This window comes from Methanospirillum sp., from assembly GCF_028679455.1.
Taxonomy (GTDB): domain Archaea; phylum Halobacteriota; class Methanomicrobia; order Methanomicrobiales; family Methanospirillaceae; genus Methanospirillum.
This window is the reverse complement of the sequence record NZ_JAJRBM010000180.1, coordinates 1-3,256: the sequence shown is the minus strand read 5'-3', so window position 1 is coordinate 3,256 and position 3,256 is coordinate 1. Positions and strand designations below refer to the sequence as shown.

Sequence of the window (3,256 nt, the reverse complement as noted above, 5' to 3'; positions counted from 1 at the left end):
TTTCCTAAGAGCAGATAACCTGCTGACGGTCCTTCATACTGACTAGTCAGCACCGGCTGGGAGACAACCAACATAGGATCAGGACCACGGATGAGAAATCCGGATCTGCTGCTGATAAGATCTCCATGAGTGTACAGGTACGAAGCATTGACGAGTGAACTCAGATCACCTGGCTGTAGATCTGAGGTCAGATGGGAAGTTGAATTATACCAGGTTGCAAACCTGACCGAACGGGTCTGATTCAGGATGACAAAGAGATCAACACCAAGATTGTCAAAAGAGTCGGTGTTCAGGTTTTGTTTCACATACCCGGGATTATTTCCACTGATAAACGAATATGTTTCATCCCATCGCGACCATTCGCCACATTTTGATTCAATAAGGGACCGCTCATAGTCTATGGCTTTCAATCCCTGAACAACTGAATCCCTGGAGCTCTGCTCTTCAAACCCGGCATAACTCCCGATCAGAACAGTATAGGATACCCCTAATATCAACGCTACTGCTCCCAGGAGCAAGAGACCCAGAATAAACAGAGTTTTCCTACGTAGATTCATCGGCGTGTTGGAAAGAATATTCATCGGTACTGGAGGTGATAGAGGCACTCAACAGGAGGGAGTTGATACATTGAGTGTTCATGGTTGTACTCGGGGGAGCATCAGTCAGAAGATCAGACTATTCACCAGTCGGCGTAAGTTCGAGATAATACCCGCTAATATCGCCAAACGAATCATTGATCATAAAAATCCGTGGAATAATCTGTTTCTCATGCTGAACCCCTTTAATAATCAAAGGTCGCTCGAAGACCGGGTCCAGGGAGAAAATATCGACACATTCTCCAGAAGCGGGATCATGCATCTGAATAACTGAAGGCCCGTCTTCAAGTAACAGATCGGATCCTGATCGTTCAAACAGATACTCAGCAGCATCATTCAGCCAGATGATCCGGTTATCCTCATCCAAGAGGAGAACCGGCTTCAGCGATCCGATCAACTCCTCACGTTGCGAGGATGTCAGTCCACCTGTTTTTCCTTCGGTAGTATTGCAGATCTTCTCGTGCAGATTAATGCCAATCTGAATCGTGGTATTGAGGATATTCCTATTGATCGGTTTGAGCAGGAAGCCAAAGGGGTCCGCCTCTTTCGCATGGCTGAGTACTTCCTGTTCATCATGACCGGTAACAAATATTACCGGCACATTAAATAGATGGAAGAGAATCCTGGCAGTTTCGATTCCTGAAAGATGTCCAAGCAGATCAATATCCATCAGCACAACCCCGGGTTTCTGCGCTGCTACCCTGCCTATTGCTTTTTCACCTGTGTTTACCGGTTCATCGACGAGGAAGTTACTGTCTTTAAGAATGGTCTCAAGTACCCGGGCGATAATTGGATCATCCTCAACAATAAGGACATGATAATCCTTTTTTTGCTCATTCATCAGTAATCCACTCCTACCATTCGTTACCCATACAGGAGATATTCAGGATACTATTGTTATGTGCAATACAGAGATAAAGGAGTTATGAAAGAAACATGTTATAATTTTAATAATAATTATCTGGCGATATTACGGGGACTTTCATATCGAAGAGAACTCCATCGATGAAGGTGCCGGATCAGCATATGAACGTAAGATGAATACCAGGAGCAAAGAGTGATTAATACTACCCGTTTCGGAGCAGGCTGCCTGCTCTCACATCCGGAAATCCTACCCTCAAGAGCAGCATTGCTCGAGAGCAGGACTATCGGGCATGTACAACTGATGATGATCCCACTTACAGAGAGTATGTTTCAGCAGAACATCGAAGTCTTTGAACCATATGCAGGAAAGATCCGGATCCATGCACCTCACCATTTCCAGGGAGTTAATCCCGCAGACCCTGAATTATTTTCAAACGGAATATCAGGTGACATCCACACTCATATCGAGACTGCCATGAACCAGACCCTTGAAGCCGCTGATCATACCGGTTCAGAGGTGATCGTCATTCATGCAGGGAGATATGAGCATGGTCACCGGGATGAAGCGGTTGCAAGATTTCATGACTTTCTGGACAGGTTCCCGGATCCCCGATACAGCCTTGAGAGTCTGCCGGATCTGCAGTTCGGACCAGCGTACCTCGGGACCACACCTGAAGAACTGAAACTCCTTGGTGGAAGTAGTATTAAGGGGTACTGTCCTGACTTTCCCCACCTCTGGTGTACATCATCAGCGCAGGGGATTATATACCAGGATCTGCTCGACGGGATGAGTACCCTTCCCCTGTCATTCAGTCACCTTTCAGGAAGTCCGGGACCGGGCTCAGAACGGCAGCACCTGCTTTTTGATGATCCTGATAACCAGTTCACCCTTCCCCTGATCAGAAAATTCCTGCTTGACCACCAGGACCTTGAACTCAGCCTTGAGTTTGCAGTCGATGACCCTGCGGTTATCACCAGACAGGTAACGTTGGCATCATCACTCTGATCAATTCATACTTTTTTGACCACTGACATCAGGGTCACCGATTGAGATACCTGAACTTTTTTGCGACCCATAATTGCGCAGAATAGGTATTCTGCGTAAACGTTATTAAAATTAAAATTATACCTATATACACGTGAATTCAGGATATTTTTCAGAATGGATCCCCCGGTTCCTCCAGTATCTGAAAATGCGCAATTATTCGGCGAAAACCCTACTCAGTTATGACCAGACCCTGACCAGGTTCGGACATTACATCTGGCTCACCCGGAATAGTCGTGCTGAGATCACCATGCACTCATTTCTGAAACAACCCCTGCGACTGGAGACTGAGGTGGAGGTGAATGCAATCGAGATAACCAACTACCTTTCATTCCTGACACGAAGCCGGGAGTACCATGCTACCACCCTCAACCGGATCCTCTCGTCCCTCTCCTCCTTTTACCGGTTCATGATCATGCAAGATATCCTGGAAGTAAATCCGGTTCCCCGTATTGACCGGCCCCGGGTAAAGGATACCGAACTCACATACCTCAAACACAGTCAGGTTATCAGGCTGCTTCGATCAATTCCTGATCCCCGTGACCAGTTGATCGTCAGGATCATCTATGCTACCGGAGTGCGGGTGTCTGAACTCTGTTCTATCAATGTAGAGGATATTGATAGCGACGACCGGATGATCCGGGTGAAGGGAAAAGGAGGAAAGATCAGAATGGTATTTGTCGATCAGGAGACTTTGGATGAGATCGATTCCATCATCGGGAACCGGCTCAGCGGCCCGCTCTTCTTTGGT

At 46.9% G+C, this 3,256-nt stretch carries 4 protein-coding genes; 2 read left to right on the top strand and 2 right to left on the bottom strand.

The features are described 5' to 3' along the window. Positions 1–581 (bottom strand): CHASE4 domain-containing protein (locus LUQ50_RS06105; RefSeq protein WP_300037726.1); only part of this gene is annotated, 581 nt, incomplete at its 3' end. A gap of 94 nt (positions 582–675) precedes the next feature. Continuing rightward, positions 676–1,437: a response regulator gene (locus tag LUQ50_RS06100; protein WP_300037723.1), complete on the bottom strand. Its 762-nt coding sequence runs from the start codon at positions 1,435–1,437 to the stop codon at positions 676–678. Between the two features lie 216 nt (positions 1,438–1,653). On the opposite strand from LUQ50_RS06100, the gene LUQ50_RS06095 reads away from it, so the two are divergent. Both LUQ50_RS06095 and LUQ50_RS06090 read left to right on the top strand, forming a co-directional pair. Then, on the top strand, positions 1,654–2,466 hold the full coding sequence (locus tag LUQ50_RS06095) for a hypothetical protein (RefSeq protein WP_300037720.1): 813 nt from the start codon (positions 1,654–1,656) through the stop codon (positions 2,464–2,466). Between the two features lie 133 nt (positions 2,467–2,599). Then, a partial coding sequence (locus tag LUQ50_RS06090; RefSeq protein WP_300037717.1) for a tyrosine-type recombinase/integrase occupies positions 2,600–3,256 on the top strand: 657 nt, incomplete at its 3' end.